At 65.5% G+C, this 24,614-nt stretch carries 22 protein-coding genes; 13 read left to right on the forward strand and 9 right to left on the reverse strand.

Annotation, left to right across the window (positions count from 1 at the left end; translation table 11 throughout):
* Window positions 1-13 precede the first annotated feature (13 nt).
* Window positions 14-1,693: an NAD-dependent malic enzyme gene (locus tag NFH97_RS12220; protein ID WP_108132277.1), complete on the forward strand. Its 1,680-nt coding sequence runs from the start codon at window positions 14-16 to the stop codon at window positions 1,691-1,693.
* Between the two features lie 256 nt (window positions 1,694-1,949).
* Here the strand turns inward: NFH97_RS12220 and acnA are convergent, their stop codons facing one another.
* The gene (acnA, locus tag NFH97_RS12225; RefSeq protein ID WP_045991198.1) at window positions 1,950-4,694 is read right to left on the reverse strand and encodes an aconitate hydratase AcnA; all 2,745 of its coding nucleotides are present in this window, start codon (window positions 4,692-4,694) and stop codon (window positions 1,950-1,952) included.
* Window positions 4,695-4,914: 220 nt separating this feature from the next.
* On the opposite strand from acnA, the gene NFH97_RS12230 reads away from it, so the two are divergent.
* The 3 genes from NFH97_RS12230 to trxB all read left to right on the forward strand — a co-directional run bounded on the left by NFH97_RS12230 (window position 4,915) and on the right by trxB (window position 7,206).
* Entirely contained in the window at window positions 4,915-5,124 is a 210-nt protein-coding gene (locus NFH97_RS12230) for a zinc ribbon domain-containing protein (protein WP_045991197.1), read from the forward strand.
* Window positions 5,125-5,366: 242 nt separating this feature from the next.
* Window positions 5,367-5,969 carry a peroxiredoxin gene (locus NFH97_RS12235; protein ID WP_045991196.1) on the forward strand — a complete coding sequence of 201 codons (603 nt, stop codon included), beginning with the start codon at window positions 5,367-5,369 and terminating at the stop codon, window positions 5,967-5,969.
* Window positions 5,970-6,252: 283 nt separating this feature from the next.
* Complete coding sequence (gene trxB / locus NFH97_RS12240) at window positions 6,253-7,206, forward strand: thioredoxin-disulfide reductase (RefSeq protein WP_045991195.1); 954 nt, start codon at window positions 6,253-6,255, stop codon at window positions 7,204-7,206.
* 202 nt (window positions 7,207-7,408) lie between these two features.
* Here trxB and NFH97_RS12245 read toward each other — a convergent pair whose 3' ends face one another.
* Entirely contained in the window at window positions 7,409-7,687 is a 279-nt protein-coding gene (locus NFH97_RS12245; RefSeq protein WP_181248591.1) for a SlyX family protein, read from the reverse strand.
* Window positions 7,688-7,819: 132 nt separating this feature from the next.
* On the opposite strand from NFH97_RS12245, the gene NFH97_RS12250 reads away from it, so the two are divergent.
* Window positions 7,820-8,284, forward strand: a complete 465-nt coding sequence (locus tag NFH97_RS12250) for a cold-shock protein (RefSeq protein WP_045991194.1) — start codon at window positions 7,820-7,822, stop codon at window positions 8,282-8,284.
* Between the two features lie 172 nt (window positions 8,285-8,456).
* On the opposite strand, the gene NFH97_RS12255 is transcribed toward NFH97_RS12250, so the two are convergent.
* The 7 genes from NFH97_RS12255 to map form a co-directional block, all read right to left on the reverse strand.
* Complete coding sequence (locus tag NFH97_RS12255; RefSeq protein ID WP_349624874.1) at window positions 8,457-8,846, reverse strand: hypothetical protein; 390 nt, start codon at window positions 8,844-8,846, stop codon at window positions 8,457-8,459.
* Between the two features lie 4 nt (window positions 8,847-8,850).
* Window positions 8,851-10,047: a succinyl-diaminopimelate desuccinylase gene (gene dapE / locus NFH97_RS12260; RefSeq protein WP_045991192.1), complete on the reverse strand. Its 1,197-nt coding sequence runs from the start codon at window positions 10,045-10,047 to the stop codon at window positions 8,851-8,853.
* A gap of 45 nt (window positions 10,048-10,092) precedes the next feature.
* The gene (gene dapD, locus NFH97_RS12265; protein ID WP_108132279.1) at window positions 10,093-11,118 is read right to left on the reverse strand and encodes a 2,3,4,5-tetrahydropyridine-2,6-dicarboxylate N-succinyltransferase; all 1,026 of its coding nucleotides are present in this window, start codon (window positions 11,116-11,118) and stop codon (window positions 10,093-10,095) included.
* A gap of 50 nt (window positions 11,119-11,168) precedes the next feature.
* Complete coding sequence (locus tag NFH97_RS12270; RefSeq protein WP_108132280.1) at window positions 11,169-11,507, reverse strand: arsenate reductase; 339 nt, start codon at window positions 11,505-11,507, stop codon at window positions 11,169-11,171.
* A gap of 43 nt (window positions 11,508-11,550) precedes the next feature.
* On the reverse strand, window positions 11,551-12,747 hold the full coding sequence (dapC, locus tag NFH97_RS12275) for a succinyldiaminopimelate transaminase (RefSeq protein WP_124803484.1): 1,197 nt from the start codon (window positions 12,745-12,747) through the stop codon (window positions 11,551-11,553).
* Window positions 12,748-12,903: 156 nt separating this feature from the next.
* Entirely contained in the window at window positions 12,904-15,579 is a 2,676-nt protein-coding gene (locus NFH97_RS12280) for a [protein-PII] uridylyltransferase (protein WP_349624875.1), read from the reverse strand.
* 6 nt (window positions 15,580-15,585) lie between these two features.
* Window positions 15,586-16,377, reverse strand: coding sequence for a type I methionyl aminopeptidase (gene map / locus NFH97_RS12285; protein WP_045991187.1), 792 nt, complete (start codon window positions 16,375-16,377; stop codon window positions 15,586-15,588).
* 395 nt (window positions 16,378-16,772) lie between these two features.
* On the opposite strand from map, the gene rpsB reads away from it, so the two are divergent.
* From rpsB to rseP, 8 genes are all read left to right on the forward strand, one after another.
* A complete protein-coding gene (rpsB, locus tag NFH97_RS12290) occupies window positions 16,773-17,519 on the forward strand; it encodes a 30S ribosomal protein S2 (protein WP_045991186.1) in 747 nt (248 codons plus the stop codon).
* 150 nt (window positions 17,520-17,669) lie between these two features.
* On the forward strand, window positions 17,670-18,539 hold the full coding sequence (gene tsf, locus NFH97_RS12295; RefSeq protein WP_348827081.1) for a translation elongation factor Ts: 870 nt from the start codon (window positions 17,670-17,672) through the stop codon (window positions 18,537-18,539).
* 143 nt (window positions 18,540-18,682) lie between these two features.
* On the forward strand, window positions 18,683-19,450 hold the full coding sequence (pyrH, locus tag NFH97_RS12300; protein WP_045991184.1) for a UMP kinase: 768 nt from the start codon (window positions 18,683-18,685) through the stop codon (window positions 19,448-19,450).
* Window positions 19,451-19,454: 4 nt separating this feature from the next.
* Window positions 19,455-20,012 carry a ribosome recycling factor gene (frr, locus tag NFH97_RS12305; protein ID WP_045991183.1) on the forward strand — a complete coding sequence of 186 codons (558 nt, stop codon included), beginning with the start codon at window positions 19,455-19,457 and terminating at the stop codon, window positions 20,010-20,012.
* Window positions 20,013-20,214: 202 nt separating this feature from the next.
* Window positions 20,215-20,985 carry a polyprenyl diphosphate synthase gene (uppS, locus tag NFH97_RS12310; RefSeq protein WP_349624876.1) on the forward strand — a complete coding sequence of 257 codons (771 nt, stop codon included), beginning with the start codon at window positions 20,215-20,217 and terminating at the stop codon, window positions 20,983-20,985.
* A complete protein-coding gene (locus NFH97_RS12315; RefSeq protein ID WP_045991182.1) occupies window positions 20,978-21,784 on the forward strand; it encodes a phosphatidate cytidylyltransferase in 807 nt (268 codons plus the stop codon). Before uppS ends, NFH97_RS12315 begins: the two co-directional genes overlap by 8 nt.
* Window positions 21,781-23,004, forward strand: coding sequence for a 1-deoxy-D-xylulose-5-phosphate reductoisomerase (gene ispC, locus NFH97_RS12320; protein ID WP_108449741.1), 1,224 nt, complete (start codon window positions 21,781-21,783; stop codon window positions 23,002-23,004). Before NFH97_RS12315 ends, ispC begins: the two co-directional genes overlap by 4 nt.
* A 97-nt stretch (window positions 23,005-23,101) precedes the next feature.
* Entirely contained in the window at window positions 23,102-24,460 is a 1,359-nt protein-coding gene (gene rseP / locus NFH97_RS12325; RefSeq protein WP_045991180.1) for an RIP metalloprotease RseP, read from the forward strand.
* Window positions 24,461-24,614: the final 154 nt, after the last annotated feature.

The following is a 24,614-nucleotide window of genomic DNA, read 5'->3' on the forward strand; positions in this document are numbered from 1 at the left end:
AACGAGACGAGAGATGAGCACAGAACCCAAGCGTCCCCTCTATATTCCCTACGCTGGACCCTCTCTGCTGGAGATGCCGCTGCTCAACAAGGGCAGCGCCTTCACCCAGAAGGAGCGCCTGCAGTTCAACCTGATCGGCCTCTTGCCGCAGAACGTCGAGACCATCGACGAACAGGTCGAGCGTGCCTACCACCAGTACCAGCAGTGCCAGAATGACCTGGACCGCCATATCTACCTGCGGGCGATCCAGGACGACAACGAGACGCTGTTCTTCCGCCTCGTCTCCGAGCATCTCGAGGAGATGCTGCCGATCATCTACACCCCCACGGTCGGCAAGGCCTGTGAGGAGTTCTCCAATATCTATCGCAACCACCGGGGGCTGTTCATCTCCTACCCCGACCGCGAGTACATGGACGACATCCTGCGCAGCGCCACCAAGGACAACGTCAAGGTGATCGTGGTCACCGACGGCGAGCGCATCCTCGGCCTCGGTGACCAGGGCATCGGCGGCATGGGCATCCCCATCGGCAAGCTGTCGCTGTACACCGCCTGTGGCGGCATCAGCCCGGCCAATACTCTGCCGATAATGCTCGACGTCGGTACCAACAACCAGCAGTTGCTGGACGACCCGCGCTACATGGGCTGGCGCCACCCGCGTATCAGCCAGGAAGAATACGACGAGTTCATCGATGCCTTCATGCAGGCGGTGAAGCGGCGCTGGCCCAAGGTACTGCTGCAGTTCGAGGACTTTGCCCAGGCCAACGCCATGCCGCTGCTGGAGCGCTATCGCGACGAGCTATGCTGCTTCAATGATGACGTCCAGGGCACCGCTGCGGTCTGCGTCGGCACCCTGATGGCGGCCTGCCAGGCCCGTGGCGAGGGCATGGCCCGTCAGCGGGTGGTGTTCGTCGGCGCCGGCTCCGCCGGCTGCGGCATCGCCGAGATGGTGGTGGTGGCGATGATGGCCGAAGGCCTGACCGAGTCCCAGGCCCGCGAGCGGGTCTACATGGTCGATCGCGAGGGCCTGGTGACGGACGACCAGACCTGGCTGCGTGACTTCCAGCGCCGCCTTGCCCACCCGGCCGGTATGGTCGAGGGCTGGGAAGGTCAGGACCTGCTCGAGGTGGTCAAGCAGGTTCAGCCGACGGTGCTGCTCGGCGTCTGTGGCCAGAAGGGTATCTTCACCGAGGCGGTGGTCAAGGCGATGCACGCCAACTGCAAGATGCCGCTGATCATGCCGCTGTCCAACCCCACTTCTCGGGCCGAAGCGATCCCCTCCGACGTGCTCGAGTGGACCAACGGCGACGCCCTGGTGGCCACCGGCAGTCCCTTCGCCCCGGTCGAGATCAATGGTCGTCGCATTCCCATCGCCCAGTGCAACAACGCCTACATCTTCCCGGGGATCGGCCTCGGGGTGGTGGCAAGCGGTGCACGCCGCGTCACCGATGCGATGCTGATGGCGGCCTCACGGGCTCTGGCCCGGGAGGCACCGATCGTCAAGGAGGGCGAGGGTGCCATGCTGCCGGCGCTGTCGCGCATCCGCGATATCTCCAAGTCGATCGCCTTCGACGTGGCGGCCCAGGCCCAGCACGAGGGCGTGGCGCTCAAGAGCGACGGTACCAAGCTGCGCCGCGACATCGAAAAGAGCTGCTGGATGCCCAACTATCGCGACTATCGTCGCCGCGCCTTCTAGGCATCTGCGCGCTCAAGCGATCACGGAACCCCGCCACAAGGCGGGGTTTTTATTTGCTGGCGTGAGGCGCAGTCGGGTAGCAACACAGGCGGGTAGCAATAGATGCGGTCGCTCAAGCGCTGCGCTGAAGGGTCTGTAGATGGAGTAGAAAACAAGATTCGCACAAAAAAAGACCTCGCCGGTGGGCGAGGTCTCGGTGTGACGGCCAGTGCGATGCGCCGGCCGTCTGTGTGGCGGGCCTGGGCCCGCCGGGTGATCAGGCGGCGCCGATCATCTTGCGCAGCACATAGTGCAGGATGCCGCCGTGGCGGTAGTACTCGAGCTCGTTGGCGGTGTCGATGCGACACAGGGCGTCGAGGGTCTTCTCACCCTTGTCGCCCTTGATGGTCACCTTGACCTTGCCGCCCGGCTCGAGGCTGTCGAGGCCCTCGATGGAGACCGTCTCGTCGCCGGTCATGCCGAGTGACTTGCGATCCTCTCCTTCGGGGAACTGCAGCGGTACCACGCCCATGCCGATCAGGTTGGAGCGGTGGATGCGCTCGTAGGACTCCGCCAGCACGGCGCGCACGCCGAGCAGCAGGGTGCCCTTGGCCGCCCAGTCGCGGGAGGAGCCGGTGCCGTACTCCTTGCCGGCCACCACCACCAGGGGGGTGCCTTCCTCCTGGTACTTCATGGCGGCGTCGTAGATCGCCATCTGTTCGCCGCTGGGCACGTGGCGAGTCTCGCCACCGACCACGCCATCGAGCATCTCGTTCTGGATGCGCACGTTGGCGAAGGTGCCGCGCATCATCACCTCGTGGTTGCCGCGCCGCGAGCCGTAGGAGTTGAAGTCCACCGGCTTGACGCCGTTCTCCTGCAGGTAGCGGCCCGCCGGGCTGTCGGGCTTGATCGCGCCGGCCGGCGAGATGTGGTCGGTGGTCACGCTGTCGCCGAGCATGGCCAGTACATGGGCGTCCTTGACGTCCTCGACCTTGGACGGCTCCTTGCCCATGCCCTCGAAGAAGGGCGGGTGCTGGATGTAGGTCGAGTTGTCGTCCCACTCGTAGACCTCGCTTTCCGGCACCTTGATGGCCTTCCACACCTCGTCGCCGTCGAACACCGCGGCGTATTCTTTGCGGAACATCTCGGTGTTGACCTTCTCCACCGCCTCGGCGACCTCGGCCTGGGTGGGCCAGATGTCCTTGAGGTAGACCGGCTCGCCGTCGCTACCTTCACCGATGGGGTCATTGTCCAGGTCGCAGCGCACATTGCCGGCCAGGGCGAAGGCCACCACCAGGGGCGGTGAGGCCAACCAGTTGGTCTTCACCAGCGGGTGCACCCGGCCTTCGAAGTTGCGGTTGCCGGACAGTACCGAGGCCACCGTCAGGTCGCCGGTCTTGACCGCATCCTCGATCGGCTCGGGCAGCGGGCCCGAGTTGCCGATGCAGGTGGTGCAGCCATAGCCCACCAGATTGAAGCCCAGGGCGTTGAGGTCGTCCTGCAGGCCGGCGGCGGCCAGGTATTCGGTGACCACCTTGGAGCCGGGAGCCAGCGAGGTCTTGACCCAGGGCTTGGTCGCCAGGCCCTTCTCCTTGGCCTTGCGGGCCAAGAGGCCTGCAGCCATCATCACGCTGGGGTTCGAGGTGTTGGTGCACGAGGTGATGGCAGCGATGACCACCGCGCCGGGGTCCAGGCTGAAGTCCTCGCCCTTGTAGTTGACGTCCTGGCTGTCGGCGTGACGATAGCTGCGCTCGACGCCGACCGCGGTCTGGCCGCCCTCGGAGCCCATCTTGTCGTCGCGGCTGTCCTTGGCCGACTTGCCCTCGTCCTCCATCAGTTTTTCGAAGGTGGTGGCGAGCTGGCTCAGGGCGACACGGTCCTGGGGCCGCTTGGGACCGGCGAGGCTGGCCTCGACGTCACCCATGTCGAGTCCCAGGGTGTCGCTGAAGATCGGCTCGTGGCCGGGTTCGCGCCACAGGCCCTGCTCCTTGGAGTAGGCCTCGACCAGGGCGATCTGGTCGTCGTCGCGGCCGGACAGCCGCATGTAGTTCAAGGTCTCGTCGTCCACCGGGAAGAAGCCGCAGGTGGCGCCGTACTCCGGGGCCATGTTGGCGATGGTGGCGCGGTCGGCCAGGGGCAGGTCCTTGAGGCCGTCGCCGTAGAACTCGACGAACTTCCCGACCACGCCTTTCTTGCGCAGCATCTCGGTGACGGTGAGTACCAGGTCGGTGGCGGTGATGCCTTCTCTGAGCTTGCCGGTCAGCTTGAAGCCGATGACCTCGGGGATCAGCATCGACACCGGCTGGCCGAGCATGGCGGCCTCGGCCTCGATACCGCCGACACCCCAGCCGAGTACGCCGAGGCCGTTGATCATGGTGGTGTGGGAGTCGGTGCCGACCAGGGTATCCGGGTAGGCCAGGGTCTTGCCGTCCTCTTCCCGGGTCCACACCGTCTTGCCCAGGTACTCCAGGTTGACCTGGTGGCAGATGCCGGTGCCCGGCGGCACCACGCGGAAGTTGTCGAAGGCCTGCTGGCCCCAGCGCAGGAACTCGTAGCGCTCGCGGTTGCGCTCCATCTCCAGCGCCACGTTGTCCTTGAAGGCGGACGGGTCGCCGTACTTGTCGACCATCACCGAGTGGTCGATGACCAGATCGACCGGCGACAGCGGGTTGATCTTCGACGGTTGCTCACCGAGTTTCTCCACCGCGGCACGCATCGAGGCCAAGTCGACCACCCCCGGCACGCCGGTGAAGTCCTGCATCAGCACGCGGGCGGGACGGTAGCCGATCTCGCGGTCCGAGCGGCCTTCCTTCTGCCAGTCCACCAGCGCCTGAAGGTCGTCTCTGGACACGCTCTCATCGTCGGCAAAGCGTAGCTGGTTTTCCAGCAGTACCTTGAGCGTCATCGGCAGACGCTGAATATCGCCAAGGTCCTCGGCAGCCTGGGCCAGGCTGTAGAAGTCGTACTGAGTCCCGCCTACATCTAGCGTGCGACGGGTATCCGGTAGGGAATCGCTACTCATGCTGTCCTCCTGAGGCATTGAATCGAACGGTCCAGGTTCGCTGGGATCGGCGCGGGGCCAATATCGATCCCTTGGTGGTACTAGTAGTGGTACTTGGTCATCATAGTTGTGTTCTTCAACCGTTGACGTGTAAACGGATGCCGGATCACGCCTTGAAAGGCTGTCGGGTCACCCCCATGGTGAAGGTTCACGTCGATCGCGACCAGAGGGGAGGTGCATCGTGCACGAACAGACGCTGCCGAGCTGGCCGCTTGATTGCCCCTACTGCGATGCCCATATCGAGCTGGTGGTGGACACCTCCCAGGGCAGCCACGAGACCTGGGAAGACTGCCCTCAGTGCTGTGCGCCGATCCACTACCGTATCGAGGTGGATGCGGTGACCGAGGATATCGTCTCGGTGGTCGCCGGCGACGATGACGAGGTCATGTGACAGGGCTCATGTGATGGAAGTGTCATGCGCCGCTGTGGGCCGCGTAACGATCTCATTCGAGCCTGGCGGATGTCGATGACGGCGTCATTGCGACGTCATCGCCGTCGGGTGACAATAGCCGGCGACTATCGGGTCGATGGCCCAGGTCGATTGGCCCGGTGTGGTTCGCTGGCCTAGGGTGACATCCGGTATTTGCCTCTGATTCTTGAACCCTCACGTTTCACTACTCCAAGGAGACTTTCATGAGCGTACTGGTAGGACGTCAAGCTCCCGATTTCGAAGCCGCCGCCGTCACCGGCAACGGCGAAATCGTCGAGAACTTCAAGCTGTCCGACAGCAACGGCAAGCTGCGCGTGCTGTTCTTCTGGCCGCTGGACTTCACCTTCGTGTGCCCGTCCGAGATCATCGCCCATGACAACCGTCTGGCGCAGTTCAAGGATCTGGGTGTCGAGGTGATCGGTGTCTCCATCGATTCCCAGTTCACCCACTACGCCTGGCGCAAGACCAGCCCGGACGCCGGTGGTATCGGTGAGGTCGGCTTCCCGATCGTGGCCGACGTCAAGCACGAGATTACCCAGGCGTACGGCATCGAGCATCCGGAAGCCGGTGTCGCCCTGCGCGCCTCCTTCCTGATCGACGAGGATGGCGTGGTGCAGCATCAGGTGGTCAACAACCTGCCGCTGGGCCGCAACGTCGATGAGATGGTGCGTATGGTCAAGGCCCTGCAGCACCACCAGAAGCACGGCGAAGTCTGCCCGGCTGGCTGGGACGAAGGCCAGGAAGGCATGAAGGATACCGCTGAAGGTGTCGCCAAGTACCTGGGTACTCACTCCAGCGAGCTGTAAGACGCTGCCAGCGCTCACCGCCAGGTGAGCCGACTCGGGACAGCCCGAGCAGTGTCACGACGGGGCGGCCTGGCCGCCCCGTTGCGTATATTCTCGGCATGCTGGTGTGCTGGCCAGTCGCGACAGACCGTTGCGCGGCAGACCGCACCCTGCCGACCCGAGTTCCGGGTGGATTGGCTCATGACGACGCTGCGTCGCCGTCATCATCGAATCCATTTTCCTTTAGCGTCGCGGCCCCCCAGGGGAGCCCCCGGCTTAGTCAAGTTAGTCTTGTGAGGTAGCCATGAGCGAAGTGCGCCACGAACGTCTGATCATCCTGGGCTCGGGGCCTGCCGGCTACAGTGCGGCGGTCTACGCTGCGCGGGCCAATCTCAAGCCGCTGTTGATCACCGGCATGCAGACAGGCGGTCAGTTGACCACCACCACCGACGTGGACAACTGGCCAGGCGACGACGCCGGTGTCCAGGGGCCGGAGCTGATGGAGCGCATGCGCCGTCACGCCGAGCGATTCGATACCGAGGTGCTGTTCGACCATATCCACGAGGTGGAACTGCGCGAACGTCCCTTCACCTTGAAGGGCGACAACGGCACCTACACCTGCGACGCCCTGATCATTGCTACCGGGGCCAGTGCGCGCTACCTGGGGCTGCCCTCGGAGCAGCAGTTCATGGGCCAGGGCGTGTCGGCCTGCGCCACCTGCGACGGCTTCTTCTATCGCAATCAGGAAGTGATCGTGGTGGGCGGCGGCAACACCGCCGTGGAAGAGGCGCTTTACCTGTCCAATATCGCCTCCAAGGTCACCCTGGTGCACCGCCGCGACAGCCTCAGGGCGGAGAAGATTCTGCAGGACAAGCTGTTCGAGAAGGCCGAGAACGGCAACGTCGAACTGATCTGGAACCACACTCTGGACGAGGTGCTGGGGGACAACACCGGGGTCACCGGTGCGCGGCTCAAGGCGGTCGAGGACGGTTCGACCCGCGAGATCACCGCACCCGGCGTGTTCATCGCCATCGGTCATAGCCCCAACACCGGCATCTTCGAGGGCCAGCTCGAGATGGCAGGCGGCTATATCAAGGTCAAGTCAGGCCTCGAGGGCAACGCCACCGCCACCAGCGTGCCCGGTGTGTTCGCCGCCGGCGACGTCATGGATCACGTCTATCGTCAGGCGATCACCTCAGCCGGCAGCGGCTGCATGGCGGCGCTGGACGTGGAGCGTTATCTGGACAGCCTCGACTGACGCTATCGTCAGGCGCGATATCTGGACAGCCTCGACTGAGGCTATCGTCAGGCTCACTACAACTGCACCGCTGGCAGCATCGATATCGATCTGATACAAAAAACACCGCCAGGCAAATGCCTGGCGGTGTTCTTGTTGATGGCATCCGCCGGGGGGGGGGGGCAGCGGCGGAGCAGTACTGTCCTGTCCGCCGGGCCGCGCCTCAATAGTGTGGCGGCAACTCGTCCTCGGGGCCGGGGGCATCGCCCAGTCCGCGGTCGTTGCTGGCCGCCAGTTCGCGTAGCCTTTCCTGCATCAGGCGATTGATGCGTTCCAGCTCCATCATTCGGCGCTCCTGGCCGGCGATGGTGGCGTCCAGGCTGTCCAGCCAGTGTTCCTGGTAGGCCAGACGGCTCTCCAGTTCTTCGACACGCTTTGCTAGATCGGCGGACGACTTGTCAATACCCGTGATAGACTCATGTTGCGGTGTGTCACTGTTCATCGTGTCAACTGCCTGCCTTGGGCTTTTTTCGAGAAGTCGTGGCGGAAGGATCTCGTCTGTGTATCGTGCATGGCCGCGGATCCCATGGTCATTCCACCTGTTTTCACCATAAGAAGAGAGTTTTTCACGTCCATGAAAAAAAGGGTATTCGTTCGTTGTTGTGTGATCAGTCTGCTGTTGGCCGCGCCTGCACCGCTGCTGATTGCTCTTGCCGTCAGCCTGGTGACCGGGCTGTCCGTCGAGGAGTTGCACGGCGCCATCGCCGAGGAGGCACTGCTGCATGGCTACCTTGCCGCTGCCGGAGCGGTCTTTGGCGTGTTGCTGGTAGCCACCCTGGCCCTCAATGCCCTGACGCCAAGGCTGGTCAACCTGGCCGAGGTCGAGGATGACGATCGCGAGATCGGCGAGGTCAAGTGGTTCAATGTCAACAAGGGCTACGGCTTCATCACCCGTGACGGGGGCGAGGACGTCTTTGTTCACTTCCGTGCCATCCGCGGCCGGGGCCATCGCACCCTGGCCGAAGGCCAGAGAGTACGCTACTACGTGATCGAGAACGAGCGCGGTCTGCAGGCCGACGACGTCACCGTCATCACCTGAGCGCGATGCTCTCGCCATTGCCACGACGCCCCGCCTAGTGCGGGGCGTCGTCGTTTGTGGCGCCGCGGGTCTGTCTCTGCGCCCGGCTCAGTATCCGTTTCTGTGCCCATCCCAGTGCCCGGCTCTGCGCCCGTTGCAGGACCCTTTTCAGGGCCCAGCTGGGAGCACCTCGTCAGTGTCCCGAGTCGGGCCAGTCGATGGCCGATTCGCTGCCGTCGGGTAACACCTGCAGGAAGCGGTCGGGGTCGTCGCCGGGCTGCCAGCCGCCCAGCGAGCAGCGCACCTCGCAGTCCAGCGCCAGGGCGGCCGCCCTGGCGAAGTCGGCGTCGGTGGGCCAGGGGGACTGGCCGCTGTCGAGCCACAGGCTGGCGAAGCCATCGGCGGCCTTGCCGACCAGCAACACGGGAATGTCGGCACCATCGAGGTGACCTTCGGTGCGCCACTTGAGCTTGCCGCAGGGGGTCAGCGGCGGGGCATTCAGGGTGGCGCCGAGCCACTCGCCGATGCGCTCGGCGCTGGCCACGCCAAGATAGATCTCGATATCCGGGTAGCGCTCGGTCATCACTTCAGCTCCTTGCGTCGGCGAACAGCCGCGTCAGGATGGCTTCGTAGACCCGGCTCAGGTCATCCAGGTCCGCGGCGCGCACGCGCTCGTCGACCTTGTGGATGGTGGCGTTGAGCGGGCCAAGTTCCACCACCTGGGCGCCTAGGGTGGCGATGAAGCGCCCGTCGGAAGTACCGCCGGAGGTGGACAGCACCGGGGTGGTGCCGGTGACGTCGCGGACGCCGGCCACGGCGGCGTCGACCAGCGCCCCTTCGCGGGTCAGGAAGGGCTGGCCGTTGAGCGTCCAGTCGATCTCGAAGTCCAGGTCGAAGCCACGCAGGATAGCCTCGGTGCGCTCGCGCAACTCGGCGTCGGTGGTCTCGGTGGAGAAACGGAAGTTGAAGGTGGCCTCGACCTCGCCCGGGATCACATTGGTGGCACCGGTGCCGGCGCGCAGGTTCGAGATCTGGAAGCTGGTGGCAGGAAAGCAGTCGTTGCCGGCATCCCAGTGTTCGTTGGCGAGGGCGTCCAGCGCCGGCGCGATCTGGTGAATCGGGTTACGCGCCAGGTGAGGATAGGCCACGTGGCCCTGGATGCCGCGGACCTTGAGTACGCCGCCCAGCGAGCCGCGCCGGCCGTTCTTGATCACGTCGCCCAGGCGCTCGGTGGAGGAAGGCTCGCCGACGATGCAGTAGTCGAGGCGTTCGTTGCGCTCGCGCAGGTGCTCGACCACCGCACGAGTGCCGTCCACCGCCGGGCCTTCCTCGTCGGCGGTGATCAGAAAGGCGATGCGTCCGGGGTGATCGGGGTGGGCGCTGACAAAGCGCTCCACCGCCGTGACCATGGCGGCCAGACTGCCTTTCATGTCGGCGGCGCCGCGACCGCGCAGCATGCCGTCGTCATCGATGATCGGGGCAAAGGGCGGGGTCTGCCACTGGTGCTCGGGTCCGGTGGGTACCACGTCGGTGTGGCCGGCGAAGGCCAGCACCGGGCCGTGGTGACCGTGCACCGCCCAGAAGTTTTCCACTTCGCCGAAGGGCAGCGACTCGATGTTGAAGCCCAGGCGCTCGAGGCGTTCGATCATCAGCGCCTGGCAGCCCATGTCGTCCGGAGTTACCGAAGGACGCCGCAACAGCTCGAGGGCAAGCTCCAGGGTGGGCGAGAGTGTCTCGGTGGTCGCGGGGGCGTCGGTCGGTGCAGGCAAGTCGGTAGTCGGCATAGCGGTCTCGAAGAAAGGCGGCGGCCAGGGCCGCCGCGCTCGGGATCAATTGTGGGCGTGCAGCGCTTCGTTGAGGGCGATGGCGCTCTTGTTGGTCAGGCACTCGATACGGCCGTTGGTCGAGTTGCGACGCAGCAGCAGATCGTCCTGGCCGGCCAGTTCGCGGGCCGCCAGGGTGCGTACTTCCTGGCCCTGGTCATCGAGCAGGGTGACCTTGGCGCCGGCGGTGATGTAGAGCCCGGCCTCGACGGTGCAGCGGTCGCCCAGCGGGATACCGATACCGGCGTTGGCGCCGATCAGGCAGCCTTCACCCACCGAGATGATGATGTTGCCGCCACCTGACAGGGTACCCATGGTGGAACAGCCACCGCCCAGGTCGGAGCCCTTGCCGACCACCACGCCGGCCGAGATACGGCCCTCGATCATGCCCGGGCCTTCGGTGCCGGCGTTGAAGTTGACGAAGCCCTCGTGCATCACCGTGGTGCCCTCGCCCAGGTAGGCGCCCAGACGCACCCGTGCGGTGTCGGCGATGCGCACGCCATTGGGCACCACGTAGTCGGTCATCTTGGGGAACTTGTCGACACAGTCCACCGACAGGGTGCGACCTTCCAGGCGGGCCTTGAGGCGGCGTGCCGGCAGCTCGATGATGTCGATGGCGCCTTCGCTGCTCCAGGCAATATTGCGCAGCAGACCGAACATGCCGGTGAGGTCGAGCTGGTGCGGCTTGACCAGGCGATGGGACAGCAGGTGCAGCTTGAGGTAGACCTCCGGGGCGCTCTGGGGCGGCAGGTCCTCACTGATGAAGGTCGCCACCAGCGGACGCTGGCTGGCGCTGAGGCTGGCGGCCAGTTCGGCCTGCTCCGGGTGGCCGGCGTCGCGCAGGGCGTCGGCCAGGGCCTGGCAGTGTTCCGGCAGGAAGCTGACGGCGGCGGTGCCCTGGGGCGCGTCGAGTACCCGGGCGGCGGCCTCTACCAGGCTGGCGTCGGGGGCGAGCAGCGGCGCCGGGTAGTAGACCTCGAGCCAGTCGCCCTGGGTGTTCTGGGTGCCGATGCCGAGTGCAAAGCTGTGCATGCCGTATGTCCTTTTCGTAGGTACTGGAATTCGCAAAGAGGGGCGAAAAATTAGAGGTCGTCGTAGTCGCCGTCGCGATAGCCGACCAGGATGTCGTCGCCGGTGTCGAGCAGCGGGCGCTTGATCAGGGTCGGGTTGGCGAGCATCAATTCGCGGGCCTTGTTGGCGTCGACGTCGTTCTTGTCGTCGTCAGGTAGCTGGCGCCAGGTGGTGCTGCGCTTGTTGAGCAGGGTCAGCACCGGCACCGACTCGAGGAAGTGCTCGAGCAGGGCCGCCGATACGCCATCGGCGCGCAGGTCATGGACCTGGTAGGGGTGGCCGCTGCCGTCCAGCGCCTTCTGGGCCTTGCGGCAGGTATCGCAGTTCTTGATCACGTAGAGCGTCAGCATGGGGCCCGTCCTCAATGTTCGTTGGTCGTGGCGTCGGTCGGGATCAGCCGCGTGCGAGCAGGTCGCGAATGCGCTCGGCCGCTTCCCGAGTGGGGGCCAGTTCGTCCACCAGTGCCAGTCTCAGCCGACCGGCGCCCGGGTTGGTGCCGTCGCTGCCGGTTCTGCCCATGTAGCTGCCCGGCAGGACGCTGACGTGGGCCTCGGCGTAGAGTCGCCTGGTGAAGGCGGCGTCGTCACCGTCGGGGACCGCTGGCCACAGATAAAAGCTAGCCTCGGGGGCGGGAAAGTCCATCACCGGTGCGAGGATCTCGGTGACCGCGGCGAACTTGGCGCGGTAGGCGTCTCGGTTGTCGCGCACGTGGGCTTCGTCGGACCAGGCGGCGATCGAGGCCTGCTGGATCGGCAGCGCCATGGCGCAGCCGTGGTAGGTGCGGTAGCGACGAAAGCGGCTGATCAGCTCGGCGTCGCCTGCGACGAAGCCCGAGCGTAGCCCCGGCAGGTTCGAACGCTTGGACAGCGAGTGGAACACCAGGCAGCGGTGATAGTCGTGGCGCCCCATGGCGGCGGCGGCCTGCAACAGTCCCGGTGGTGGCGCCTGCTCATCCAGGTACAGCTCCGAGTAGCACTCGTCGGAGGCGATGATGAAGTCGTACTCGTCGGCCAGGGCGATCAACTGCTGGAACTCTTCGATCGGGGTCACCGCGCCGGTGGGGTTGCCCGGCGAACACAAGAACACCAGCTGCACCTGGCGCCAGGTGTCGGCGTCGACGGCCGAGAAATCCGGGCGGAAGTCGTTGTCGGCACGGCAGTCGAGGTACAGCGGGGTGCCGCCGGCCAGCAGGGCGGCGCCTTCATAGATCTGGTAGAAGGGGTTGGGCACCGCCACCCGCGCCGGGCGTGAGCGATCGAGACAGGCCTGGACGAAGGCGAAGATGGCCTCGCGGGTACCGTTGACCGGCAGCACCTGGTGCTCGGCGTCGAGCCCGTCCAGGCCGAAGCGGCTACTGGCCCAGTCGGCGATGGCCTGACGCAGCTCGGGCAGTCCGGCGATGGCCGGATAGCGGGCGAAGTCATGCTGATGTCGGACCAGGGCGTCGAGTGCCGCCTGGTAGGGCGCATGCTGTGGCTCGCCAATGGTCAGCGGACGATGGGCGAGGTCGGCTGGTGGCGTCAGGTCCGCCTTCAGCGCCGCCAGGCGCTCGAAGGGGTAGGGTTGCAAGGCGTCGAGATCAGGGTTCATGGGGTCCAGGCGCGCCCTTGGGGCGTCGTTGTCATCACGGGAGTGGGTGCCGTCGGCGCGGGGCGCGACCGGGCATCGATTATAGGGAAGGGGCGTACCAGCCTCAAATCGACGCGCCTTGCCTGCTGTGTGATTCAGGTCAGCTCGGCGGGGCCGCTAGACACTGAGGACGTCGATCAGCCGTTCGCGCAACTGCTGCTGGCGCTCGGGGTCGGTGATCGGTCGGCCTTCGCGGTCGGTGACGTAGAAGACGTCCTCGACGCGCTCGCCGAGGGTCGCGATCTTCGCCGCCGACAGGGTGATGCCCTGCTCCATGAAGATACTGCCGACCCGAGCCAGCAGGCCGGGCCGGTCCGGTGCGGTCAGCTCCAGCAGGGTGCGCTCGCCACCCGGGTCCTGTTCGATGGCCACCTGGGTGGCCACCTTGAAGTGCTTGAGCTGGCGCGGGGTGTGGCGGGTGACGATGGTCGGGTAGTCGTCCGGGTCGTCGAGTTCTTCGACCAGGTGGCGGCGAATCTCCTCGAGGCGGCTGGCGTCGCGGATCGGCTTGTCGTGGTCATCGAGCACGATAAAGGTGTTCAGCGTCCAGTCATTGAGCGAGGTGGCGATGCGCGCGTCGTGGATCGACAGCCCGAGCTGCTCCATGGCGGCGGCGGTGGCGGCGAACAGGTCATCCACCGAACGGGTATGGATAAATACCTTGGTCCCGCCCTCGGCCATGTCGTCGGTGGGCGCGTTGATCAGGATCAGCGGCAGCTCGCTGCCGGCGTGGGCCAGCATGCCCTGGGTCTGCCACACCACCTCGCTGGAGGCGTACTGCAGGAAGAAGTCCTCGCCGAGCGACTCCCACAGGGCGTCGACCCGCGCCATGTCGGCGCCGATCGTGGCCAGCAGCGAGTGCGCCTCCTCGCGGGTCTCGCGGACCCAGTCGGCGCGCTCCAGCGGGTTCTCGAGGCCACGCCGCAGCGCCCGCCGGGTCTCGGCGTGGAGCTGGCGCATCAGCGAGGCGCGCCAGCCATTCCACAGGGTGGGATTGGTCGCGGTAATGTCGGCCACGGTGAGGATGTACAGGTAGTCCAGGCGGGTCTCGTCGCCGACGCTGGCGGCGAAGTCGCGGATCACCTCGGGGTCGGTGATGTCGCGCTTCTGGGCGATCATCGACATCAGCAGGTGGTTTTCCACCAGCCAGCTGACCAGCCGGGTATCACGCTGGCTGAGCCCGTGGCGTTCGGCGAAGTCCTCGACCTCGCGGGCGCCGATCAGCGAATGATCGCCGCCGCGGCCCTTGCCGATGTCGTGGAACAGCCCGGCGATCCACAGGATCTCCATCTTCGGCGCCTGGTGAATCAGGGTCGCCGCCACCGGGAACTCCTTCTTCGCCTCGGGCTTGCGGAAGCCGTGCAGGCACTTCAGCAGGCGCAGGGTGTGGGCGTCCACGGTGTAGATATGGAACAGATCGTGCTGCATCAGGCCGACCGCCTGGCCGAAGGCCGGCAGATACTTGCCCAGCACCCCGTAGCGATTCATCCGGCGCAGCTGGCGGGCGACATTGCCACCGGAGCGCAACAGCGCCATGAACAGCGCCTGGTGACGCGGGTCGTTGCGGTAGCGGTCGTCCATCAGATGGCGATGGTCGCGGATCAGGCGGATGGTGTCGGCGCGTACGCCTTCGATCTCGGGGTGCTCGGCCATCAGGTAGAACAGCTCGAGCAGCGCCGCCGGCTGGTCGCGGAACAGGGTCCGCGAGCGCACCTGGATGTAGCCGCCGGCGATCTCGAAACGCTCGTTCAGCGGGGTCACGCTGATCGGGGTGTCGGGCCTCAGGATCTGTTCGTCGAAGTGCTGCAGCAGCATGTCGTTGAGCCCGGCCAGGGCGGTGACATGGCGGTAGTAGCGCTTCATGAACTGTTCCACCGCCAGGCGCTCGGGACTGTCGCGGTAGCCGAACAGCTCGGCGATGGTGTTCTGGTGGTCGAACAGCAGCCGATCCTCGGCGCGCCCGGTGAGCATGTGCAGCGCGTAGCGGACCTGCCACAGGAAGGCCTGCCCCTGGCTCAGGATGCGGTGCTCGGCATCGTTCATGAAGCCCTTGGCGACCACGTCCTCGTAGGACTCGGTATCGAAGTGGCGCTTGGCCACCCAGCCGATCATCTGGATATCGCGAAGCCCCCCGGGGGAGCTCTTGATGTTCGGCTCGAGGTGATACTCGGAGTTGTTGAAGCGGTAGTGGCGGGTGATCTGCTCCTGCCACTTGGCCTCGAAGAAGCGGTCTGCCGGCCACATGCGCTCGCCGGACAGGCGCTCGCGCATGGCCTGGCGCAGGGCCTCGCGGCCGGCCAGGGTGCGTGACTCGAGCAGATTGGTGATGACGGTGACGTCGGCCTTCGCCTCGCGCTCGCAGTCGTTGAGCGATCGCACGCTGTGGCCGATCTCGAGACCGATGTCCCACAGGAAGGTGATGAAGGCGGTCAGCGGCTCGCGGTAGGGCGTGTCATCGTCGTCCTCGAGCAGGAACATCAGGTCGATGTCCGAATGAGGATGCAGCTCACCGCGGCCGTAGCCACCCACCGCCAGTAGCGCTACACCATCGTCCAGGCCTGGCTGGCGCGCCCAGGCCAGCGCCAGCAGCTGGTCCAGGCACCAGGCCCGTCCTCGCACCAGGTCGCGGATGTCGACGCCGCCGAGGAAGCGCTCGTCCAGCCGCGACTGGATCTCCTTGAGCGCGCCCTTGAAGGGCGCGATGGGGGAGCGCTGGCCCTCGAGCTGGCGAGCGAAGTCGTCGAAGTCGAACAGCTCGAATTCCGGTGCGAAGCGATAGTGGTGCAGCAGCATGGGCTCTCAGCGCTCGAGGAAGGACAGGTCTTCGTCGGAACGGGCGGTCAGCACCTCGACCCCCGTCTCGGTCACCAGCAGGGTGTGCTCCCACTGGGCGGTCAGCCCCTTGTCCTTGGTCACGGCGGTCCAGCCATCGCGCAGTACCTTGGTGCGATGGTCGCCGACGTTGATCATCGGTTCGATGGTGAAGCACATGCCGGCGGCCAGTTCGATATCCGCCTCGGGGGCGTAGCCGTCATAGTGCAGCACCTGGGGGTCCTCGTGGAAGCCGGCGCCGATGCCGTGGCCGCAGAAGTCACGCACCACCGAATAGCCGTTGGCCTTGGCGTGGCTCTCGATGGCCCGGGCCAGCTCCGACAGGCGGGCACCAGGGCGTACCAGCGCCATGCTGCGGTAGAGGCACTCCTGGGTGACCCGGCACAGCCGTTCGCCCTGGATGGTCTCGCCGATGATGAACATCACGCTGGAGTCACCGTGGTAGCCGTCGGCGGTCCTTACGGTGATGTCCATGTTCATGATGTCCCCTTTCTTCAGCTTCTTGCTGTCGTCGGGGATGCCGTGGCAGACCACGTGGTTGATAGAGGTGCAGATCGACTTGGGAAAGCCGTGATAGTTGAGCGGCGCCGGGGTGGAGCCGAGCTCGTTGACGATGTAGTCGTGGCACAGCTTGTCCAGGTGGCCTGTGCTGACGCCGGCTTCCACGTGGGGGGCGATCATCTCCAGCACACTGGCGGCCTGGCGGCCGGCTTCGCGCATCTTCTCGATTTCTTCGGGCGTCTTGATGGGTACGTTCATGGAATCTCGGTCTGGGTGGTGTCGCCCCGGCGCAGGCGGCTGAGCCGAGTCGCTGGCTCGCGGCGACGATGACCGCGGCGACTCCGGGGAGGGACGCGTCGAGGTGCGCGAGACGTTGGGCGACTTCAATTCGAAGGTCATCCATGGTATAAAGCTGCGCGCTTTCCTGCAATCGCCGTTCCTTGCTGGTGTTTTCGTCGAGACCCTGGTCTTGCGATCGCCTGCAACGGGATAGCCCGCTGGCGAGCGACAAACAGTAGAAGAGGTCTCCATGACGGAGCCTCGCGCCTTGAAAACACACACGCACCGACACATGGTCCCGGGTGCCTGAGGGAAACCTCTGGTCGGATCCATGGGGTGCGTGGAGGCCTAACCCGATTTTTCAGGAGTCATCCATGGCACACGTCAATATGCGTGACCTGCTCAAGGCAGGCGCACACTTCGGTCACCAGACCCGTTACTGGAACCCGAAGATGGGCAAGTTCATCTTCGGCGCTCGTAACAAGATTCACATCATCAACCTCGAGCATACCCTTCCGGCGCTCAACGAGGCGATCGATGTGGTCGAGAAGATGGCCGCTTCCAACAACAAGATCCTGTTCGTCGGTACCAAGCGTAGCGCGAGCAAGATCATCAAGGAAGAAGCGAACCGTGTGAGTCAGCCGTTCGTCAACCACCGCTGGCTCGGCGGCATGCTGACGAACTACAAGACCATTCGTCAGTCCATCAAGCGTCTGCGCGAACTCGAAACCATGCACGAAGATGGCACCTTCGAGAAGCTGACCAAGAAAGAAGTCCTGATGGCCACCCGCGAGCAGGACAAGCTCGAGCGTTCCATCGGCGGTATCAAGGACATGGGCGGCCTGCCGGACGCACTGTTCGTGATCGACGTCGACCACGAGCGCATCGCCATCAACGAGGCGAACAAGCTGGGCATCCCGGTCATCGGTGTGGTCGACACCAACTCCGATCCGGACGGCGTCGACTACGTGATCCCGGGCAACGATGACTCCATCCGCGCCATCCAGATCTACGTCAAGGCCATCGCCGATGCCTGTGGCCGTGCGAAGGAAGGTCGCCCCGATGAGTTCGTCGAAGTGACCGACAGCGAAGGCGACGCCGCCGCTGCCGCTGCCGAGTAAGCTTCGGCCCGCCTGGGCCAGCCGATCGCGCGAGCGATCCACGCCGGACAGGCGCAAAGGGGGCCGTGGCCCCCTTTTCTCTACTTCAGGCCCGCGGTAATACCGAGGGTCTCTCCGACACCCAGGTCGAACCATTTAGAGGTGAATACCATGGCAGCTATCAGCGCCTCCCAGGTCAAGGAACTGCGCGAGCGTACCGGGCTCGGCATGATGGAGTGCAAGAAGGCACTCACCGAAGCCGGCGGTGACATCGAGCAGGCCATCGAGGATCTGCGTAAGAACTCCGGCCTCAAGGCCGCCAAGAAGGCCGGTCGTACCGCCGCTGAAGGCGTCGTCGTCACTCGTGTGGCCGAAGACGGTGCCTACGGTGTGATGGTCGAGATCAACTCCGAGACCGACTTCGTTGCCCGTGACGACAACTTCAAGGCCTTCGCCGACAAGATCGCCGACGCCTTCTTCGCCGCCAAGAGCGACGACGTGGCCGCGGTGACCGAAGGCGAGCTGGAAACCGCCCGCGAGCAGCTGGTGCAGAAGATTGGCGAGAACATCGGCGTGCGCCGTGCCGTCGTCGTCGACGCCGCTGAAGGCAACCTGGTGGGTGCCTATGTGCACGGTGGCCGTATCGGCGTGCTGACCGAGCTCAAGGGCGGTACCCAGGAAGCCGCCAAGGACGTGTCCATGCACGTCGCCGCGATAAACCCGGCCGTGGCCCGTCCCGAGGACATGCCTCAGGAAGCCCTCGACGAGGAAAAGGCCATCATCCTGGCTCAGCCGGACATGGCCGGCAAGCCTGAGCAGATCGCCGAGAAGATGGTCCAGGGCCGTCTGAAGAAGTACCTGGCCGAGAACAGCCTGACCGAGCAGCCCTTCGTCAAGGACCCGAACCAGAGCGTGGCCGAGTTCGTCAAGGCCGCCGGTGGTGAAGTGGTCGGCTTCACTCGCTTTGAAGTGGGCGAGGGCATCGAGAAGGAAGAGGTCGACTTCGCCAAGGAAGTCATGGAACAGGCCAAGCGTAGCTAAGGTCCAAGGTTCCAAACTGTGCCTGCACAGTGTAATGATGGCGTGCGCGAAAGCGCACGCCTTCGTGTATGCGTCAGCGGTGGGTGTCTCGCGGCCTGACCGACCGCCACCCGACCCAGTCAAGCCCAAAGCGGAGAAATGCCATGAGCAGCGTCGATTCTTCCCCCCTGTCCAAGTCCGAGAAGCCCCGTGCCGCGGTGTCGAAGTACAAGCGCATCCTGCTGAAGCTCTCGGGTGAGGCGTTGACCGGGGATGCCGACTTTGGCATCGACCCCAAGGTACTGGACCGCATGGCGCTGGAGATCGGGCAACTGGTCGGTATCGGTGTCCAGGTCGGTATCGTGGTCGGTGGCGGCAACCTGTTCCGCGGTGCCGCCCTGCACGAGGCCGGCATGGAGCGCGTGACCGGTGACCACATGGGGATGCTGGCCACGGTGATGAACGCCCTGGCCATGCGTGATGCGCTGGAGCGCTCGAACATCCGTTCGCGAGTGATGTCGGCCATTCCCATGAGCGGCGTGGTGGAGCACTACGATCGGCGCACGGCGATTCGCTACCTGACCTCCGGTGACGTGGTACTGTTCTCCGCCGGTACCGGCAATCCCTTCTTCACCACCGATTCCGCCGCCTGTCTGCGCGGTATCGAGATCGACGCCGACGTGGTGGTCAAGGCCACCAAGGTGGACGGCGTCTACAACAAGGATCCGGTCAAGTTCGACGATGCCGTGAAGTACGACGAACTGTCCTATGATGACGCCCTCGATCAGAAGCTCGGGGTGATGGATTTGACCGCGATTTGCCTGGTGCGGGACCATGACATGCCGGTCCGGGTCTTCAACATGAACAAGCCTGGCGCCCTGCTCAACCTGGTGGTGGGCGGCAAGGAAGGCACGCTGATTCACAGAGGGTGACATCGTGATCAACGAGATCAAGAAAGACGCAGAAGCAAGAATGCAGAAGACCGTCGAGTCGCTGCATCACAACCTGAACAAGATTCGTACCGGTCGTGCTCATCCCAGCATTCTGGACGCGGTGCAGGTCGAATACTACGGTTCCATGATGCCGCTCAACCAGGTGGCCTCTGTCAACGTCGAGGACGCCCGCACCCTGGCCGTGGTGCCCTGGGAGCAGAGCATGGTGCCGAAGGTCGAGAAGGCCATCATGACCTCCGACCTGGGCCTCAACCCGGCGTCTGCCGGCAACGTGATCCGCGTGCCGATGCCGATGCTGACCGAGGAGACCCGCAAGGGCTACATCAAGCAGGCGCGTCAGGAGGCCGAGAACGCCCGGGTGGCGATTCGCAACGTGCGTCGTGACGCCAACAACGACCTCAAGGCGCTGCTCAAGGACAAGGATATCTCCGAGGACGAGGAGCGTCAGGGCGAGGACGAGATCCAGAAGATCACCGATCGCTTTGTCGCCGAGATCGACAAGACCCTGACCGCCAAGGAAGAGGACCTGATGCAGGTCTGAGGCGCCCTGGCGATACCCGTACCGGCCTGCCTGTGCGGCCGGGAGGGGGCGCGATACCGACCGGTCACGCCTGGCGTGGCCGGTCGGCCGCTGGGTACTACGTCGTTCAGCGATCCCTGGCGACCCCGCCATCGGTCATACTGTCTGGACTCCCCGGGTCAGGGATGCCTCGGGGCCTGATTCAACCGTCATGCGAGACACCATGAAGTCAACGCCGTCTCCCGAACTCCGCCCGTTACCGCCGACCGCGAGCCTGCCTCGCCATGTGGCGGTGATCATGGACGGCAACAATCGCTGGGCCAAGGCGCGCGGCCTGTCAGGAGTGCGTGGACACCACGCCGGCGTGGAGGCGGTCAGGGCCGTCATTCGTCGGGCGGCTGAGCGCCGTATCGAGACGCTGACGCTGTTCGCCTTCTCCAGCGAGAACTGGAAGCGCCCGGCGGCCGAGGTCAACGCCTTGATGGAACTGTTCCTGATGGCGCTCAAGCGTGAGGTCAAGAAGCTGCACGAGCATGACATCCGGCTGTCGGTGATCGGCGATACCTCGGGGTTTTCCTCGGCCATCCAGAAGCGCATCGAAGAGGCCGAGCGGCTGACCTGCGACAACCAGGGGCTGCGCCTGGTGATTGCCGCCAACTACGGTGGTCAGTGGGACATCGCCCGGGCTGCGCGGCGGTTGGCCGAGCGAGTGGCCGCCGGCGAGCTCGACCCCGGCGCCATCGACGAGCAGGCGCTGACCGATCAGGTCAGTCTGAGTGACGCCGCGCCGGTGGATCTGTGCATTCGCACCAGCGGTGAGCGGCGCATCTCGAACTTCCTGTTGTGGCAGCTGGCCTACGCCGAGCTGTACTTCACGCCCGTCCTGTGGCCGGACTTCGATGGCGAGGCCTTCGATGACGCCCTGGAGGATTTCTGCCGGCGCAAGCGCCGCTTCGGCATGACCGACGAACAGCTCGAGGCCCAGGGTGCTTAGACAGCGGATCATCACCGCAGCCTGGCTGGCGCCGCTGGCGCTGGCCGGGCTGTTCGGTCTGGAGGGCGGCCCCTTCGCCCTGTTCACCGCCGCCATCGTGGTGCTGGCGGGCTGGGAGTGGGCCAATCTGGCGGGGCTCGAGCGCGGGGCCTCGCGCCTGCTGCCACCGCTGGTGCTGGCCCTTGGCATGGCGCTGCTGTGGCATTTCGGCCAGCACCTGGCGCTGTGGCCGCTGGTCATTGGCGCGCTGGGCTGGGCGCTGAATCTGTGGTGGGTGCTCGGTCATCCTGGGCGCAGCCATCAGTGGTCCTCGCGGGCGATGCGCCTGGCCATGGGAGCCTGGGTGCTGCTGCCGACCTGGGTCGGCTTCAATCTGCTGCGCGAGAGCGGCAGCGCCTGGCTTCTGTTCGTGCTGCTGCTGGTGTGGGGTGCCGACATCGGCGCCTACTTTGTCGGGCGTGCCCTGGGGCGGCGCAAGCTGGCACCCAACGTCAGCCCCGGCAAGTCCTGGGAGGGCGTCTATGGGGGCATGGCGGTCACCGCTGCGCTGGCGCTGGTGTTCGCGCTGTGGCAGCAGCTGTCGCTGTCGGCCGGTCTGGCGCTGGTGGCGTTGACCCTCGGCGTGACCCTGGTGTCGGTGCTCGGCGATCTGCTCGAGAGTATGCTCAAGCGCCATCGCGGCCTCAAGGACTCCAGCGCGCTGTTGCCGGGGCACGGCGGGGTGCTCGATCGCATCGACAGTCTTACCGCGGCGGTCCCGGTGTTCGCCCTGTTCTTTACCTGGCTGGTGCAAGCATGACGGCATCTGCAGTTTCTGCCTCGTCCCAAACCTCCTCGACCACCATCAAGGGCGTCTCGGTGCTCGGTGCTACCGGCTCCATCGGAACCAGTACCCTGGACGTCATCGCCCGCCACCCCGACCGCTATCGGGTCCACGCTCTCACCGCCCATCGCTCCCGCGAGGCCCTCTATCGTCAGTGTCTGACTCATCGTCCCGACGTGGCGGTGCTCGGCACGCCGACCGACGCCGACTGGCTGGCCACGCAGCTGAAAGAGGCTGGGCTTGCCACCGAAGTGCGTCACGGCGAAGCGGCTCTGGCCGAGGTGGCAAGCGCCCCTGAGGCCGAGGTGGTGATGGCGGCCATCGTCGGCGCGGCGGGCCTGTTGCCGACGCTGGCGGCGGTGCGGGCCGGCAAGCGCGTGCTGCTGGCCAACAAGGAGGCCCTGGTGATGTCCGGGGCCCTGTTCATGAAAGCGGTGGAGCAAAGTGGTGCGGCGCTGCTGCCCATCGACTCCGAGCACAATGCGATCTTCCAGTGTCTGCCTGGCCAGCATCGTGGGGGACTCGGGCGCCACGGCGTGACTCAGCTGCTGCTGACCGCCTCGGGCGGCCCCTTTCGTGGATTCGATGCCGAGCGTCTGGCCCGGGTGACCCCGGATGAGGCCTGCGCCCACCCCAACTGGTCCATGGGGCGCAAGATCTCGGTGGATAGCGCCACCCTGATGAACAAGGGGCTGGAATTGATCGAGGCCTGCTGGCTGTTCGACGCCCGCCCCGAGCAGATCCAGGTGGTGGTGCACCCTCAGAGCGTGATCCATTCCATGGCCGCCTACAGCGATGGCTCGGTGCTGGCGCAGCTCGGCAATCCCGATATGCGCACCCCCATCGCCTACGGCCTGGCCTGGCCCGAGCGGATCGAGGCAGGGGTCGAGGCGCTGGACCTGTTTCAGGTGGCCAGGCTCGACTTCGAACCCGCCGACGAGGCCGCCTTTCCGTGCCTGCGGTTGGCCCGTGAGGCGATGGACGAGGGTGGGCTGCAGCCGGCGGTACTCAACGCCGCCAATGAGGTGGCGGTCGAGGCCTTTCTCGACGGGCGGCTTGGGTTCACCGAGATCCCCCGGCTGGTCGAGGCGGTGCGCGCAGGTGCCCCCGGTGGTGGTGCCGATGATCTGGAGGCGGTACTCGCCGCCGACCATGACGCCCGCGCGCGTGCCCGTGCCTGGTTGGAGGCGTTGTGATGATCGCGCACCCGGTTGAACCTTTTGCCTTTGGCGCTGCCGGAGCCTGGGAAGCGGCGGCGACGGCGGCCGTCGTGATACAGCCAAGGAGGCTTGCGTGGGCCTGATTCAAAATATTCTGGCCGTGATCGTCGTACTCGGCCTGCTGGTCACCTTCCATGAGTTCGGTCACTTCTGGGTGGCGCGGCGTTGCGGGGTCAAGGTACTGCGCTTCTCGGTAGGTTTCGGTAGCCCGCTGTGGTCACGTTTCGATCGCCATGGCACCGAATTCGCCATCGCCGCGATTCCGCTGGGCGGCTACGTCAAGATGCTCGACGAGCGCGAAGGCGAGGTGCCCGAGGACCAGCTCGATCAGGCGTTCAATCGCAAGTCGGTGTGGGCCCGCATGGCCATCGTTGCGGCGGGTCCGCTGGCCAACTTCCTGCTGGCACTGGTGGCTTACTGGGCGCTGTTCGTCGCCGGGACCACTACGGTGGTGCCGGTGGTGGGTGACGTCACCCCGCAGACGCCGGCGGCCGAGGCTGGCCTCGAGTCGGGGATGGAGCTGACCGCCATCGGTGGCGAGACGGTGCGCTCCTGGGACGAGGTCAATCTCAAGCTGGTGGCGGCCATCGGTGCCAGTGGCAGCCTGGAGATCGAGGCCCGCGAGGAGGGCTCGAGTGCCTCCCGCAGCTATCGCGCGCCGGTCGAGAACTGGCTGGTGGGGCAGGACCCGCCCGCGCCGCTGGCAACGCTCGGTATCGCCCCCTGGCGTCCCGACATGCCTGCCGTCATCGGCCAGGTGATGGAAGGGGAGCCCGCGGCCGAGGCAGGGTTGCAAGCCGGTGATCGTGTGCTGAGTATCGACGATCGCGCGGTGAGTGACTGGCCTGATCTGGTCGAGCGGGTCAGAGCGCGACCCGGCCAGACGCTGTCGCTGGAGGTCGAGCGTGACGGCGAGTCGAAGGCGCTGAGTCTGACGCCGCGGATCAACCGGCTGGATGATGGAAGCGAGATCGGCTATATCGGTGCCGGCGTTGCCCCGGTAGACTGGCCCCAGCAGTACCAGCGGGAAATCCGCTACGGCCCCCTGGACGCAGTGGGGCAGGCGGCCTCACGTACCGCCGAGATGACGCTTCTGACGTTCGACGCCGTGCGCAAGATGGTGGTCGGCCTGATTTCGCCGACCAATCTGTCCGGGCCCATCACCATCGCCCGGATCGCCGGTGACACGGCGCGTTCCGGGCTCGAGAGCTTCATCAACTTCATGGCCTATCTGTCGATCAGCCTTGGGGTGCTCAACCTGCTGCCGATTCCGGTGCTCGATGGCGGCCATCTGCTGTACTACCTGGTCGAAGCGGTACGTGGGCGCCCGGTGTCCGAGCGCACCCAGGCCGTTGGCCTCAAGGTCGGGCTGGCGCTGGTGGGCACCCTGATGATCATGGCCCTGTACTTCGATGTGATGCGCTTGTGGTAGAAGTTGCCCCCGCCATCGACGTGGTGCGTGCGCAACAACGAGCGCCCAGGTGAATCGCGCTTTGCCGGGGACGTCACCAAGCGAGACGCCGCCGCCAACTTGTCAGTAAGGCGGAGAAATGTATAAGGTGCCTGTCTGGACAGGTACGCTGACT

Source organism: Halomonas sp. SCS19, from assembly GCF_040147015.1.
Classification (GTDB): Bacteria; Pseudomonadota; Gammaproteobacteria; order Pseudomonadales; family Halomonadaceae; genus Halomonas; species Halomonas litopenaei.